The sequence below is a fragment of the Bacillus sp. FJAT-45350 genome, from assembly GCF_002335805.1.
Lineage (GTDB): Bacteria > Bacillota > Bacilli > Bacillales > NISU01 > FJAT-45350.
Genome location: NZ_NISU01000002.1, coordinates 237,706 through 250,981, shown reverse-complemented (window position 1 = coordinate 250,981; position 13,276 = coordinate 237,706). Strand labels below are relative to the sequence as shown.

18 protein-coding genes, 1 pseudogene and 1 riboswitch are annotated in these 13,276 nt (G+C 35.1%); of the genes and pseudogenes, 5 read left to right on the top strand and 14 right to left on the bottom strand.

Annotation, left to right across the window (positions count from 1 at the left end; translation table 11 throughout):
- Nucleotides 1–63: 63 nt before the first annotated feature.
- The 12 genes and pseudogenes from ytkD to phaQ form a co-directional block, all read right to left on the bottom strand.
- Complete coding sequence (gene ytkD, locus CD003_RS17835) at nucleotides 64–546, bottom strand: RNA deprotection pyrophosphohydrolase (protein WP_096202844.1); 483 nt, start codon at nucleotides 544–546, stop codon at nucleotides 64–66.
- 75 nt (nucleotides 547–621) lie between these two features.
- On the bottom strand, nucleotides 622–1,815 hold the full coding sequence (locus CD003_RS17830) for an MFS transporter (protein ID WP_096202598.1): 1,194 nt from the start codon (nucleotides 1,813–1,815) through the stop codon (nucleotides 622–624).
- A gap of 197 nt (nucleotides 1,816–2,012) precedes the next feature.
- A complete protein-coding gene (locus tag CD003_RS17825) occupies nucleotides 2,013–2,450 on the bottom strand; it encodes a YwpF family protein (RefSeq protein ID WP_179295614.1) in 438 nt (145 codons plus the stop codon).
- A 125-nt stretch (nucleotides 2,451–2,575) separates the two neighbouring features.
- Complete coding sequence (locus CD003_RS22010; protein ID WP_179295613.1) at nucleotides 2,576–2,719, bottom strand: hypothetical protein; 144 nt, start codon at nucleotides 2,717–2,719, stop codon at nucleotides 2,576–2,578.
- Between the two features lie 135 nt (nucleotides 2,720–2,854).
- A complete protein-coding gene (locus tag CD003_RS21560; protein ID WP_142302892.1) occupies nucleotides 2,855–3,013 on the bottom strand; it encodes a sporulation histidine kinase inhibitor Sda in 159 nt (52 codons plus the stop codon).
- Nucleotides 3,014–3,187: 174 nt separating this feature from the next.
- Entirely contained in the window at nucleotides 3,188–3,379 is a 192-nt protein-coding gene (locus CD003_RS17815) for a hypothetical protein (protein WP_096202595.1), read from the bottom strand.
- A 143-nt stretch (nucleotides 3,380–3,522) separates the two neighbouring features.
- Nucleotides 3,523–4,029: pseudogene (locus CD003_RS17810) on the bottom strand (PTS sugar transporter subunit IIA); the annotation flags it as partial.
- Nucleotides 4,030–4,187: 158 nt separating this feature from the next.
- On the bottom strand, nucleotides 4,188–4,631 hold the full coding sequence (locus CD003_RS17805) for a hypothetical protein (protein WP_096202593.1): 444 nt from the start codon (nucleotides 4,629–4,631) through the stop codon (nucleotides 4,188–4,190).
- A 15-nt stretch (nucleotides 4,632–4,646) separates the two neighbouring features.
- On the bottom strand, nucleotides 4,647–5,114 hold the full coding sequence (locus CD003_RS17800) for a DUF2243 domain-containing protein (protein ID WP_096202592.1): 468 nt from the start codon (nucleotides 5,112–5,114) through the stop codon (nucleotides 4,647–4,649).
- 306 nt (nucleotides 5,115–5,420) lie between these two features.
- Nucleotides 5,421–5,879 (bottom strand): MaoC family dehydratase, encoded by a 459-nt coding sequence (locus CD003_RS17795; RefSeq protein ID WP_096202591.1) that lies wholly within the window; start codon nucleotides 5,877–5,879, stop codon nucleotides 5,421–5,423.
- Nucleotides 5,880–5,921: 42 nt separating this feature from the next.
- On the bottom strand, nucleotides 5,922–6,416 hold the full coding sequence (locus CD003_RS17790) for a hypothetical protein (RefSeq protein ID WP_179295612.1): 495 nt from the start codon (nucleotides 6,414–6,416) through the stop codon (nucleotides 5,922–5,924).
- 56 nt (nucleotides 6,417–6,472) lie between these two features.
- Nucleotides 6,473–6,898 (bottom strand): poly-beta-hydroxybutyrate-responsive repressor, encoded by a 426-nt coding sequence (gene phaQ / locus CD003_RS17785; protein ID WP_096202589.1) that lies wholly within the window; start codon nucleotides 6,896–6,898, stop codon nucleotides 6,473–6,475.
- Nucleotides 6,899–7,157: 259 nt separating this feature from the next.
- On the opposite strand from phaQ, the gene CD003_RS17780 reads away from it, so the two are divergent.
- Genes CD003_RS17780 through phaC form a run of 3 tightly spaced genes read left to right on the top strand, consistent with a single transcriptional unit; the run spans nucleotide 7,158 to nucleotide 9,451 of the window.
- Nucleotides 7,158–7,580, top strand: coding sequence for a poly(R)-hydroxyalkanoic acid synthase subunit PhaE (locus tag CD003_RS17780; protein WP_096202588.1), 423 nt, complete (start codon nucleotides 7,158–7,160; stop codon nucleotides 7,578–7,580).
- Between the two features lie 24 nt (nucleotides 7,581–7,604).
- Nucleotides 7,605–8,348, top strand: coding sequence for a 3-oxoacyl-ACP reductase (locus CD003_RS17775; protein ID WP_096202587.1), 744 nt, complete (start codon nucleotides 7,605–7,607; stop codon nucleotides 8,346–8,348).
- Nucleotides 8,349–8,371: 23 nt separating this feature from the next.
- A complete protein-coding gene (gene phaC / locus CD003_RS17770) occupies nucleotides 8,372–9,451 on the top strand; it encodes a class III poly(R)-hydroxyalkanoic acid synthase subunit PhaC (protein WP_096202586.1) in 1,080 nt (359 codons plus the stop codon).
- A 45-nt stretch (nucleotides 9,452–9,496) separates the two neighbouring features.
- Here phaC and CD003_RS17765 read toward each other — a convergent pair whose 3' ends face one another.
- Entirely contained in the window at nucleotides 9,497–10,429 is a 933-nt protein-coding gene (locus tag CD003_RS17765) for an ATP-grasp domain-containing protein (RefSeq protein ID WP_096202585.1), read from the bottom strand.
- A 573-nt stretch (nucleotides 10,430–11,002) separates the two neighbouring features.
- Between CD003_RS17765 and CD003_RS22395 the strand changes: the two genes are divergently transcribed.
- Nucleotides 11,003–11,125 carry a hypothetical protein gene (locus CD003_RS22395; protein ID WP_257008380.1) on the top strand — a complete coding sequence of 41 codons (123 nt, stop codon included), beginning with the start codon at nucleotides 11,003–11,005 and terminating at the stop codon, nucleotides 11,123–11,125.
- A gap of 396 nt (nucleotides 11,126–11,521) precedes the next feature.
- Nucleotides 11,522–12,172: a transcriptional regulator gene (locus CD003_RS17760; protein WP_096202584.1), complete on the top strand. Its 651-nt coding sequence runs from the start codon at nucleotides 11,522–11,524 to the stop codon at nucleotides 12,170–12,172.
- Between the two features lie 242 nt (nucleotides 12,173–12,414).
- Here CD003_RS17760 and CD003_RS17755 read toward each other — a convergent pair whose 3' ends face one another.
- Nucleotides 12,415–12,810, bottom strand: a complete 396-nt coding sequence (locus tag CD003_RS17755; protein WP_096202583.1) for a (2Fe-2S) ferredoxin domain-containing protein — start codon at nucleotides 12,808–12,810, stop codon at nucleotides 12,415–12,417.
- 135 nt (nucleotides 12,811–12,945) lie between these two features.
- Nucleotides 12,946–13,138, bottom strand: a riboswitch (cobalamin riboswitch).
- Nucleotides 13,139–13,276 lie beyond the last annotated feature (138 nt).

Sequence of the window (13,276 nt, the reverse complement as noted above, 5' to 3'; positions counted from 1 at the left end):
CAACTAGCGAATCCATTGCTTCTTTTCTTCAAACTGTCCCTAGAGACGACATTCCCTTCTAATTTATCTTTCAATTAGTAACTGCCTTTTCCTACATTCCTCTAACGTCCGTGATAAAACATCATCCTTCATAATGAAGCTAAAACGTCCTTCTTCTTTTAGCTCAGATGGAAGAAAATCTACTAAAACCGGTCCCTTAGTTTCAAAATAATTATCCAATTCCTCTATTGTTTCAATCGTCGCAAAGTAAATATTCTTAATTATCGTTCTAGTTTCTTCTTCTACTTTATATTGTCCTATATAAGTTAATTCTTTAACAATGGCCCCTGTTTCTTCATAAACTTCCCTACTAGCTGCCTGTTCAGACGTTTCATCTTTTTCTATTTTTCCTCCTGGAAACTCTAATCCACGCCTTGGATGTGATGTCAGTAACCATTGCTGATGATAACGACATACAACCCACACATGTCCCGCTACCCCAAATGTCATGTCACTTAAAAAAGTAAGTTCTACTTGATGTTGATGAAAATCTAAAAAAGAATATATTTTCATACTTTGCCTCTCCCAACCAAGTTGTCATATATACCATTTTATGCAGAAATGACACAGGTTGTCCATCGCTTACTCTTCACTCGGTTTGATTGCCATAATGGAAATTAGCAAAGCTGCAATACAAACAAGTGTATTAGACAAAAACAGAATGGAATGTGATGTTTTCATTAAGACAGCGAAAATAGGTGGTCCTAATGCAACCCCAACAAAACGCATACTGCTATATATCGATGTAATTGTACCTCTCTGGCCCTTCTCAATCCCTTCTGTAACAAGAGCATCTAAGCTAGGTAAAACAATACCTATTCCTATTCCACTAGAGAATAAAGCAGTAAGGAGTAAATAAATATCCTTTGAAAATGAAATGGAGAAAATTGACGCTGTTAATAATGCTAGACCTAATACTGTCATCCACTTCATTTTAAGCTTTTCTTCTCCAATTCCTTTCCCTGTTACATAGGATGATAAGCATAAAGCAGCCAGTGGAATCGCAAGGATAATCCCTTTTTTAATGCCATCAATTCCGTATTGTTCCTCGAGCATCGTCGATAAGTAGAAAAGAACACCAAATATAACAAACATACAAATACAGCCTATAGCAAATACTGCATATAGCCAACGTCCTTCGTTCGTAAATATATTTTTAATACTGTGAAGAAAATCTTTTAAGGCTAAAGGTTTATCCGTTTTTTTAGGTGTTTTTACTAAAAACATCATCATAATGATTGAAATGACACAAAATACTGGAAAAGCAAAAAATGGCATAAACCATACAATTGCTGCAAGTGCTGCACCGAGAATAGGGCTTAACACTTTCCCAAATGTATTAGATGTTTCAATAATCCCTAAACCTTTACTTACATCTGCTTCTTTCGTAAAAATATCGCCAACTAAAGGCATTACAATTGGTGAAGCTCCCGCAGCCCCAATACCTTGTAGGACACGTCCAAGAATAATCACCGTATAAGGGTCTTCTATTTGCCAGGACGCCATACCACTAATAAGCCCACCGATACCAGCAATGATAAGACTCGGTATTATTATTGGCTTTCTGCCATAACGATCTGATAAATAACCCGCAATTGGTATGAGAATAATCGCCACAATAGAATAGACAGTAATTATCATACTTACTTGTACTGAGGAAATATTCAATTCCTTTTCTATAGCAGGTAAAACAGGAATTAACATTGAATTTCCTAATGTCATAATAAGTGGAATCGAAGCTATTGAGACAAGGTCCCCTGTTTTTTTTTCTTCCATCCCTGCTCCCCCTAGATAGTAACAAATTAAGCATTATTGAGAAAGTTCAACAACTTTTAATAATTTCTTGTAGTTACTACTAGTATGAATGAATTCCTTCGTTCTATTCTACAATAAGCTAATACAAAACTTACCACTTTATTAAAAGACATAAAAAATCCCTAAAAAGCATACGTTCATACTTTTTAGGGATTTACTTATTGTGTACTTTCTTTTTCTATGTTTTGTTTCGGTTCTTTTTCAAGCTCGGGAACGATAGATTCTCCCGAAACATTCTCATCGACCATTCCTTGTAAGACTAAATCAACAATATCGTCTTTTCTATTCACTAATATACCATCAATTAAGACACTAACATTTACAGATAACTCTGTTAGCTTCCTCACTTTTGCCACCATTGTTGCTGGGTGATTATTTTTACTAGTAATTACGACTTCTAATATAAATTTTTCACTTGTTTCTATCTCTTCAAAAACCGATTTCTTATCACTGGAGATTACAGCGTCAAGTAGCCACTTCTTTCCGTTGTCCTCCATATTTATGATTAATCCATCAACCAAAGGGATATCCCTTTGCAGCACACCATTCTCTTTGCCAATCAGTAAACGTAAAGAATACAACCGATAAGTTTTCAACGTTAAAGCCTCCTTGATGTACCTTCTTCTAAATCTAACCTAACTATTCTATTCCATTATATACTATGTAGACTGCACAAAAAAACACATAGCATTATCCCTAGCTACATGTTTTACATTATTTATTATGAACTTTTCATTCTTTTGTAGTTTTCTTCAAATTGACGCTCATTTATCCATGCAATAAAATCTAATTCCTTTTGGGATAACTCTCTTCCCAGTTTATAACGAAATTCAAATAATAATTGCTTATACATTTTTTCCAACATCTGTTTGAGATTCCCCTTTTATAGTAAGCTACAATAGAGGATATATTTCCTTTATTGTGCAAATACACTTTACCATAATAACTCTATTCCATACATAATAGAGTTTCTCCTTTAATTTTTTAAAAATTTATACAATTAATTTTTTACTAATTCACTTTTTATAAAAGTAATGTCATCTTTAATATTTCTTTTCACAATTTCTTTTTCCAAAATTGATACAAATTCTTTATCTAAATTTAATTGAATCGCTGTCCAATAAGCTTCTAATAAAAGCTCATTATTAATCATATTCATAAATTCCCTACTCCCAAAAATCATAATAGTTAGCCACGAATTAATATACATGAGCTTATAGATTATATCAACAAACACTGAAGAACTATACATAATGTTCACATCTTACAATCGTTTTATATTACGTTACAAGCAACTAACAATTAGAACATCATTAGTTGCTTGTACCTACTCTTATAGAGGCGTTTCATGATAGGTGTAAATAACTAATCCACCCTTTTGAGCGTTTCCTCTAAAGTGAGTTTTATCTGGTTGCTTGATTAGAACTGACCTAAAATCCATAAAATCCTCTTTTGTTACTGTTACTTCATTTTCCACACCATTACGGAGCTTTTCAAGTATTTCATTTGCTTTTGATTCATCCATTTTACATCACCTTTAATTCATTTACTTCTTTGTTATTATACCACCAAACGTAAAAGAACTAAGTTATGGTGTTTTACTGCTTTCTTTCCTCAACATAAAAAGCACTCAAATTACCATATTTAGCAACTTGAGTACTTATTAGCTTATGATTGAATTGATATTAATCCTTTATCGCCTCGCTCAACAGAGCCTTCTTTCTCTATTCGAACCATTTCGTTTTCCTTTAAATTTGTAAAGATAATCGGTGTAATTATTGATGGAGCATTCTCTTTTACATAATCTAAATTAACATCAAGAAGTTTTTGTCCCTGTGTTACATGGTCATCTTGCTTAACAAAAGTTTCAAAGCCTTCACCCTTTAAGTTGACCGTATCTATCCCAAAGTGAATTAAAATCTCAGTTCCATCTAATGTCTCAATTCCAATAGCATGCTTTGTCGGAAACACTTGTACAATTTTCCCTGCTACTGGAGCTAAAACAGTTCCATTTGTTGGTTCAATTGCAAAGCCATCGCCCATCATCTTTTGAGAGAACACTTGATCAGGAACATCGGTAATCGGTAATAGCCTTCCTGTAATCGGTATAATAATACCTTTATCAGTAGGAACAGGTTGTGTCTCAGGCTGATTATTTGTCGTTGAAGATTTCTGTTCACTTGTATTCTCGTTTCCACCTAGTGCTTTCTTTATCTTATCCAAAATCCCCATAATAGGCCCTCCTTCATATCAATAAACAGAACTTACTATTGTCTATTTTGTATGAAAGTACCCTTATTATGCATGCTTAAAACGTCTATTATTGATTTTATTTACCTTGTAGTTTTTACTTCAATACTTTCAGTAAAAGCAATCTCATTTCCATTATATATAAATGGTCTATGGTTATGTGTATTAAGTGAAACTTTAATATCATATGTACCTTCTTCTAGTCTGCCTAAGCTGTAATAATTACCAAACACACTATCCACTTTTTGGTTATTAATATACAAATGAGCATGTCCTTCATGATAATCAATATCTTCATGTCCTACCTTTTCAGGCATAAATGTAAAATGTTTGGTATTTAACATAATAAACCACATACCTTTATCATTTTGTCTAATTTCACCATCTATTACAGGAACGACTACTTCCTCTGGTATTTCATATCCAACATGCATATGCCCCGAGGTGAAATGACTGTTTTCATGGTGTAAATGAAGTAAAACAGCAACAAAGCTAAAAATGATCATAAAGCTTTTCATACGATACATATAATCCCTCCTTATCTACGCTCCTAATGACACTGATTCTTTTTGTCCACTTCTTCTTATTAGGTAACCAATTATAAGCAAAATAAGTCCTGACGCAAGAAAAGCAAGATCATATGCTAATGGGTTAGCAGCATCAGGCCGGACGCGGTGAATTTGAAGTATATGGTGATTGATAACGCCCTCAATTAAATTAAATGTTCCACCACCTATCAGGAAGCCTCCAACAAGTAATCTACCCCCCCTTGATAGATCTGATGGATTCCCTGCAAGCCATAATAAGACGCCACCTATGACTAACGTAATCGTTGTTGCAAAATGAAAAATTCCATCGCTTAGTATTTGACCCGAACGATCAGTTTCCATTACAACACTATGCCACTGTAATATTTGGTGAAAAATTACTCCATCCATTGCTCCTAAGAATCCAAACCCAAGCACAAAGCTACCAATGGTAATTAAACGTTTTTTCGTACGAGTTGTCATTTTTTCTCTCCTCTATTAAATTCTGAATACTAGCTAACTTAGACAAAATTCAGAAACTTTATACAAAAGAACAAAAAACCTCAAAGCCATCTTGTTTAAAGTTATGTGCGAAGCCAGTGATATGTTTTAAAGTATAGTGACAAGTGGGTTTCTTGGCGCTATACTCGTAGTGCGCGGAACCATTGCCCTTCTTTGAATAATCTTCACTTATCCACAGCTTAAGTATTTTTTTATTTCCTAAGCAAAAAAAAAACGTCCCACGCATTTCTGCATAAGACGTAAATCCTTCCTACTTTCATTCAATAATTAATTAGTAACTTCCATCTTCATGACAACAGCATTTCCTTCAATGACCTTTTCATTATTTTGGTTATAAACATCTGTTTGGATAGAAAGTATTTTTTTCTCAGGGCGCTTCTCAACTATTTCACCAGATATCTTCAACGTATCTCCAATTCTAACAGGTGCTGTAAATTTACAGTTCTGCGTTAAATAGACAACGTTTTTTCCAGGTAGCAATGTTCCAATAAGGGTCGAAATAAATCCGGCTGTTAACATACCATGAGCAATTCTTCCTTTAAACATCGTTTCCTTAGCAAATTTCTCGTCAATATGGATTGGATTAACATCCTCTGTTAACGTAGCAAAATCATGAATATCCTGTTCTGTAATCACTCTTGTAAAAGAAGCGGTATCACCTACATGAATTTCACTATATGGTCGATCAATTACTTGATTAGCTTTTCGAAGCAGTTCTGAATGCATGTAAACAACTCCCTACTTATAATTTCAGGTTGTTCATTCCTTTTAAAGAGCTAGTTTATCAATCATTTGCTTTTGAGATTCTTTCACTTGTACTAGTAAGTTTTCTAACCGTTCCTTCGTATCTTTTTGTATCTTCCCTTGTTCTTCGATTAGTTTTTTTTCTGCCTCATATAGTCTTTGATGTGAATCCTCGAGTACCTTTGACATAGCTTTACTAGGAGTCTCACGAATATCCTTCATACGTCCTATAATTTCATTTACTTTTTCAAACCAAGTACCAAATGCCTCAGTTGATGATTCATCAGCATTTTCCTTCAGAGAAAACATCATTTCCTTTGTTACCTTTTCGACTTCTTGTTCAAAATTAGAAAGTTTCACAAACGAAGAATCCCACATCTCCCTTTGTTTTTCTACCGTTTCCAAAGACAACCTTCCTAACTCTTTATGAAAGCTAAAGAAGCTTTCCATTCCATTCTCAGTATTCTCCCAAACCATATTAAAGACTTTAGCTCCACTTTCTTTAGACGGCATTAGCATAATTACATCCTCCTCAATAGTCGTTTCTTTATATGATTGCAAGCTAACCTGCAGGATCATCTAGCGTCTTCATCATCTTCTTTACTACCTGTCGGCATGAAAAAGTTCGTGTACATCGAAAAGAAGCTATTTAACATCGATTGATATTGCTCTAGAGAATTTGCCCATAGGTCTAGGTATTCTTCTCCGGCTTTCGTAATTGAATATAGTCTCTTTGCTGGTCCACCACTGGACGTATCCCATTGCGAACTAACCAAGTCGTCCTTTTCTAATTGTCTTAGCAAACGATAGACGTTTCCTTGGTCAACCGATGGAAATCCAAAATTGGTTAGTTGCTGAATTAGTTTGTACCCATGAAGGGTTAAGCCTCCACGTAAACTCAATAGCAAAAATGGAATCAACATATTCTTCGGTGCCCCACTGATGTTCTTTTCAAGCTTACTTCGCTTATTCTCCGTATTGTTGTTATTAGTCTCTGTCATTTTCCTCACCTATGTCTTTTTTTCTTATAAGTGTAATTTACACCTATATAACCATATCGTCAACTCTTTATTTTGGAAGTAATTGTCGTTTTTTTACGAAATACTCCAGGACTATTTTGGGTTCTATTTTTATAAACATATATAAGGTTAATTGATTACTTACCTAATTCAATGAACAAAAGCCATTAACCCTACCTAATGAAAGTAACTTTATATCAAATAGTTACTAAATTTATAACAGACAGGAGGAGTACGAATATTGACGACTGAAAAAACAACATTTGATCCTTATTCCCTTTGGAAGGATTACTATCAAAACACTGAGTCCTACATGGAAAAGAGCTTGGAAGAAATGATGAATAAAGAAGAGTTTTCTGAATGGGTAGGTAGGGTTCTAGATACTAATTTATTTTACAAAAAGCTCATTGACCAAACGACAAAACAATATTTTGAACAATTGAACCTTCCCACACGAGAAGATATTTCAAATTTGTCATCTATGGTAGTAAATCTAGATTCAAAAGTAGATAACATAGAGGACCAATTAGAAGAAAGTAAAGATAATGAACCTTCACCTGCTGTCGTTAAGCGAGAAATGACATTGTTGAAAACCGAAGTGAAAAATCTAAGCTCAAAATTAGATGAAGTTACACAGTTACTAAAAAACAATAAAAGTAAATAAACAAAGAAAAGGAACGTGAGATACATGATTAATTTACAAGACAAAGTAGCTATTATTACAGGTGGAGCAGTAGGTATCGGAGCAGCAATTTCTAAAGAGCTTGCAGCAAATGGTGTAAAAATTGTCTTAAACTATAACAGCAGTAATGATGCAGCTGAAAAATTAGTGAAAGAAATACAGGAAAATGGTGGCCATGCGATTGCCGTTCAAGCAAATGTTTCAAAGTCAGAGGAAGCATCTACACTTGTTGAGGCAGCAATTGATACATATGGACAATTGGATTTCTTAATCAACAATGCTGGGATTACAAGAGATAGCTCCTTCAAGAAGCTATCTGAAGAAAGTTGGAGAAGTGTTATCGATGTGAATTTAAATAGCGTCTACAATACAGTCGCTCCAGCCCTCAAACATATAACAGCATCAGAAGCAGGAAGAATCATTAACATCTCTTCAATTATTGGTCAATCAGGTGGCTTTGGTCAAACCAATTATTCAGCAGCAAAAGCCGGAATGATTGGCTTCACTAAATCGCTTGCTCTTGAGCTTGCTAAAACAAATGTAACTGTTAATGCCGTTTGCCCTGGATTTATTGAAACAAGTATGATTTCAGAAATTCCCGAAAACATACGTGAGCAAATTAAAGCAAAAATTCCACAAAAACGTTTTGGTCAAGGCGAAGAAATTGCTAAAGGAGTACTTTTCCTATGTAAAGACGGCACATATATTACTGGTCAGCAATTAAATATCAATGGTGGTTTATACATGTAAGCGATAAGCTAGGAGGAAAGTTTATGATTATAGAAAAAGAAATAAATAAAATCGTTGAATTACTGCCTGAAGATGCGCAAAAGTCTTATCAACGGTACAAACGAACGATGGAAGTATTAACAACCGATGCCGAACCTGAAGTAGGTATTACACCAAAAGAAGTTATTTGGACGAAAAACAAAACTAAGCTATATCGCTATGTGTCTGACCAACCTAAAAAGCACACTACACCACTGCTTATGATTTACGCTCTTATCAACAAGCCTTACATTCTGGACCTTGCTAAAGGCAATAGTATGGTTGAATACCTTGTCAATCAGGGGTTTGATGTATACCTGTTGGATTGGGGTACACCGTGTTACGAGGACCGTCGGATGAAGCTCGATGATTTTATACTAGATTACATCCCACGTGCTGTAAAAAAGGTACTACGTACATCAAAATCTGAGGATGTTTCAATACTTGGCTATTGTATGGGTGGGACAATGACATCTATCTTTGCTTCCCTTCACCCAGAGTTACCAATAAAGAATTTAATCTTTATGACAAGTCCATTTGATTTTGCAGATACTGGTTTGTATGGTTGCATCTTAAACGACCGTTACTTTGATGTTGATAAGGTCGTTGAAACATTAGGAAATGTACCCCCTGAAATGATTGATTATGGTAATAAAATTTTGAAGCCACTAACCAATTTTAACGGTCCATTCATTAGCCTATATGATAGAGCTGATAATCCCAAATTTGTTGAAAGCTGGAAACTTATGCAAAAGTGGTTACAAGACGGCATACCTTTTCCAGGAGAAGCTTATCGCCAATGGATCAGGGACTTTTATCAACAAAACAAATTAATAAATGGTGAACTAGTTATCCGTGGCCGTAAGGTAGATTTAAGTACAATTAAAGCAAATGTACTTAACCTTTCCGCTGAGCGTGATCATGTTGCGATGCCACATCAAGTTGAAGCACTTATGGATAAGATTTCAAGTGAAGATAAAGAGTATGTTTCTATGCCTACTGGTCATGTTTCAATAACCTTTGGACCTAAAGCTGTTAATATGACTTACCCCAAAATCGGGGAATGGTTAGCTGTACGTTCATAAAATAACAAAGGAGCTCCCGATGGGAAGCTCCTTTGTTTTATCTGTTTATTTGTCTAGCTCTTCCCCTAAAAACTTGGATAATTCTAGCATTCCATATACTCCTGCTACTTGTTCAGCTTCTGGATTATAATTTGTATTCGTATTTACATCATACGTGTAGATAACCCCTTCTTGATTACGAATAAATTCTATCCCAGCAACATGAATCTCATTTTTCTCTAAAAAACGCTCTAGTTTCTCTATTAGAGGGTCTTCAAAATTAGGAATAACTTCAAACATCGGCTTTTCCTCTTTCTCTTCACCTACCGGGCAATATAAGTCGCCAATTTGGCATGCCTCAGCTGGACATAACTCAAATCCATTCGACGTATCCACTTTGACAGCATAGATAAACTTCCCACCAACAAACTCACAACGTGTGATATATGGCTCTGGAGCTGAAATATATTCCTGTATTAGAGTAATCCCGTCAACTGGCTCATCGAACTCCTCACCATTCACGTATTTCTCAAGGTCTTTAGTACTTTGAAACAATTGCACTCCTAAACCCTTACCAGCCCGATTATGCTTCGTAATAAAAGGTTGTCCTTCAAACTGCTTTGCAGCCTCAATAAGCTGCTCTCTTCCTACAGCAGCAATCGTTTTCGGAGTTGTAATTCCTTCTATGCTTAACGCAAGATATTGAGCTACTTTACTTACTTCTAATTCAAGAGCTCGACTCCCGTTAAATACCTTTCTACTATGACGCTCTAACCACGCAATTACAGCATTAGCTAATTCTGGAGCGTATCGGTGTCCTCTTGTATGTGATGACGCACTCATTCGGCTATAAAATACACCTTCAGGAGGAACCGACTGTAAATCAACAACTCCATTTTTCAAATGCCATTCCTCATAAGGTAGGTGTAATTCCTTTAGTCGCTTCGTTAAATGTACTGTCCATTCATCATTTTCATGAATTATATAAATTTTTGACATACTATCGCCTACTCTCTTTACTCTCTCAATACAAAGTAACCTTATTACAACACTTGTCTTTCAGTCAATAATTTAGATTAATTAAAAAGAAGCCCCATTCGCATATTTTGCGAATGGGGCGTTATAATTATGATGAATACCAGTAATGTACTCCATTTTTATTAAGGTCTTCTACGATTAGCTTTGCTTTTTGCTCTTGGCATTCACATAAATAGTCTAAGACTTTCGCTAATACGATTTTCATTTGCATTGCCTTCTTTCATTTATAAGTTACCTTTATTATGCAACTTTTAGTATTATATAGCAAAAGCGTTTCCAGTCAATGAAAACGCAAACAATGAACATGAAAGCGCAAATCATTCAAGGTTTCCTTTCAATTTCTCCTTATTTCATTTAATATCATGTACATCCACCACTAAAACAAATTATTTTAACATACAGAATATTCATTTACTACATGTTTATTTAAAATTCGACGAAGTTAGCACTGCTTATGCAATTTTTAACAGAGATAAAACTATTCAAATCGGAAACTCTATGGGTAATGTCAAAATTCAAAGGGAGGAATTACAGATGAGAAAAGAACTTGAACAAGCCGTCGAACATGCTAATGAAACGAACCCAAGGTCACGTGCCGGAGGGAAACCAAGTACATCTAAGAAAACAAAAGGAAGAAAATCAAATAGACATAATTAATTTTGAATACTTTTCTTCATTCTGGACATCATAATTATTGAGGAGCAGTAATGCACCTCACAAACCCTCTCCCATCATTAACTTGATGTTAATTATACAATGAGGAAAATTATCGATTTACCTTTTAAATGAGGTGATTGTGTTGGACAAAGAACCGAAATTTCAAGATTGTTTCTAACATGAAGAGATGAGGTGTTTGTTAAATACAACAATCGTTACGACCCCAGATTTGTATAATGAGTGGGAAAGGTTTAGAAGGTAGCCACATATCGTTGGCTACCTTCTTTTTATTTTGAATTAAATGGTTGTCGAATGTAGAATAGCAACTTATACTAATTATTAACAATATTACTTAGTTTTGAGGTGTTATTAAAAAACCAGGAAGGAAAGTGATATATGGTTAGTAAATTTGAAATAAAGTACGAAGAATGGCTCCAAACAAATCTTACCGAAGAGAGAAACCCAAGAAGGCGCGAGCTCCTTGAAAATGGACTTGGCCACGGAACTGTTGAGTTTCTAAGATCAATTTGGTTCCCTACTATAGGGAACTTAGACCACTTGTACCCTGAATGGGAAGTGCGAGATTTCAACAATGGTTATCGTTACCTTGATCTTACGTACATGCCTATGCACTCTAAAGGTTGTATTGAAATCCAAGGTTATGGACCACATGCTAGAGATTTAGATGTTAGGCGATTTAAAGATTTATGCTGGAGACACTCTTTATTGACTCTTGACGGGTGGACATTGTTACCAATTGCGTACTTATCAATTAAAGATGAGCCACAAAAATGCCAACAACTCATACTAGCATTTATAGGAAAATTCCTCTCTACTGATTCCCCTGCACAGTTATCATGGCTTGAAGCAGAAATTGTGCGATTTGCACGACGCTTATTACGCCCCTTTACCCCACTCGAAATTGCTAATCACCTACGAATAAGTGACCGCCATGCTAGACGTACTTTGCATAAGCTTGTTGATTTACAAATTCTAAGTGTAGCAAGTGGAGAAAAACGAGCGCGTACTTATAAACTAAGACTATGAATTGATTGTTACCTCGAATAGGGACACAGGTTCCGTTATTATCATAAAACCCTCTAATATTACATTCTTTATGGACATTGTATCCGTTATCCCCTCTTAAAACTTATGATTTGGACGTCATATATACAAATAGCGGAATTAGGATCCAATTATTCTCTAAATCAACTAGTAATATCAAATTAACGGAACTAGTGTCCGAACCACTTCGTTTAAACAATTTATCCATTATCCTCACAATATCTTTACTCGTACACTTTTGAAACCTTACTCACAACTTCAACATTTTTTAGATCACCCGTTACTGTACCATCTCCACTTTCAAACCCTGCTCCATTATAAGAAAGTGCTAATTTCTTAGAAAATGTTTGGTTTGCACATAGTGAATCAATAAAATCTGAAACATCTTCAGGCTCCATATTTTGATACCAGTCCCCTTTTGGATAATCAACTACAACACATTTATCCTTGCAACGACCATTGCATCGTGTTCTTGTTGTATGTATCATGTTATCTAATCCACGATTACTAATTTCATTTCTTACTGTTAGTGTTAATTCCTCTGCTCCAGACTTATTGCAACTTCCTCCATTACAAATCAATAAATGATGGTTTGTATTAGATAAATCCCAAGTAGCCATTACGTTATCCCCTCTCAGTTTCTTAATATAAAAAGCCCTTCCTCACCAACGGAGAAAGAGCATAAAACGGCAATATTATTATCATGAAAGAACATGATATCCCTGCCGTTTCAACTTCTCTCACCCCGAAGAAATGAAACTTATGGAAGTTAGGCAGGTCTCCTGACTCGTGCTTCTTCTTACTCTGAGCCTTCCCGTATAAGCACCGGTAAAGTTACTTATACAGTGGTTTCTCATTTCATCCACACTTACAGTTGCGGGGACAGCTCTGGATTTCCACCAGATTCCCTATTAAGTCTATTAGACACCTAGAATTCCAAAAATTATTTATAGTTAATTCATAGAAACTTTTTACTAGTTTCTACCTTTATGATAATGGAAATATTTAAAAATATCAATTTATATTTAGTATCGTACCAACTGCGAGAGGAATCCCAATAAATGTTTTGCTTTAAACTCCCATTCG

Coding starts and splice junctions, on each gene's coding strand:
- CD003_RS17830 (WP_096202598.1), bottom strand. CDS start 1,815: ATGGAAGAAAAAAAAACAGGGGACCTTGTCTCAATAGCTTCGATTCCA.
- CD003_RS21560 (WP_142302892.1), bottom strand. CDS start 3,013: ATGAATATGATTAATAATGAGCTTTTATTAGAAGCTTATTGGACAGCG.
- CD003_RS17775 (WP_096202587.1), top strand. CDS start 7,605: ATGATTAATTTACAAGACAAAGTAGCTATTATTACAGGTGGAGCAGTA.
- phaC (WP_096202586.1), top strand. CDS start 8,372: ATGATTATAGAAAAAGAAATAAATAAAATCGTTGAATTACTGCCTGAA.
- CD003_RS17805 (WP_096202593.1), bottom strand. CDS start 4,631: ATGTATCGTATGAAAAGCTTTATGATCATTTTTAGCTTTGTTGCTGTT.
- CD003_RS17790 (WP_179295612.1), bottom strand. CDS start 6,416: ATGCTAATGCCGTCTAAAGAAAGTGGAGCTAAAGTCTTTAATATGGTT.
- phaQ (WP_096202589.1), bottom strand. CDS start 6,898: ATGACAGAGACTAATAACAACAATACGGAGAATAAGCGAAGTAAGCTT.
- CD003_RS17765 (WP_096202585.1), bottom strand. CDS start 10,429: ATGTCAAAAATTTATATAATTCATGAAAATGATGAATGGACAGTACAT.
- CD003_RS17795 (WP_096202591.1), bottom strand. CDS start 5,879: ATGCATTCAGAACTGCTTCGAAAAGCTAATCAAGTAATTGATCGACCA.
- CD003_RS17800 (WP_096202592.1), bottom strand. CDS start 5,114: ATGACAACTCGTACGAAAAAACGTTTAATTACCATTGGTAGCTTTGTG.
- CD003_RS22010 (WP_179295613.1), bottom strand. CDS start 2,719: ATGTTGGAAAAAATGTATAAGCAATTATTATTTGAATTTCGTTATAAA.
- CD003_RS22395 (WP_257008380.1), top strand. CDS start 11,003: ATGAGAAAAGAACTTGAACAAGCCGTCGAACATGCTAATGAAACGAAC.
- CD003_RS17755 (WP_096202583.1), bottom strand. CDS start 12,810: ATGGCTACTTGGGATTTATCTAATACAAACCATCATTTATTGATTTGT.
- CD003_RS17760 (WP_096202584.1), top strand. CDS start 11,522: ATGGTTAGTAAATTTGAAATAAAGTACGAAGAATGGCTCCAAACAAAT.
- CD003_RS17815 (WP_096202595.1), bottom strand. CDS start 3,379: ATGGATGAATCAAAAGCAAATGAAATACTTGAAAAGCTCCGTAATGGT.